General features: G+C 74.9%; 1 pseudogene. It reads right to left on the bottom strand.

Going from position 1 to position 283, the window contains the following annotated elements:
- A pseudogene (locus BHU15_RS41780) lies at positions 1-283 on the bottom strand (hypothetical protein); the annotation flags it as partial.

Here is a 283-nt window from a genome sequence, read left to right as displayed (position 1 = left end):
CCGGTGCCAGGCCAGATGGAAGGCGCGCTCGACGGACTCCTGGGCGAGGGTGCGTCGCCCGGTGAGCAGATACGTCTGGCGTACGAGGGCGGGGGAGGCGTACGCGTACAGCTCGTCGAACGCCTGAGCGGGCGTCAGCTTCGCGGCCTCGGCGGCGGCGGCCCCGGCGAGGGCCGCGGCCTTCTCCTTGCGGCGCTGGGCGTTCTGCCGGGACCGGCTGTCGGCCTGGACGGTGCGGACCGGGCGGCGGTTGAGGGGCTTCTTCCGTGAAGGGGCGGGGGAG

The organism is Streptomyces niveus (assembly GCF_001723055.1).
Classification (GTDB): Bacteria; Actinomycetota; Actinomycetes; order Streptomycetales; family Streptomycetaceae; genus Streptomyces; species Streptomyces niveus.
The sequence above is the reverse complement of the archived record's forward strand: the minus strand, read 5'-3'. Positions and strand labels throughout refer to the sequence as shown.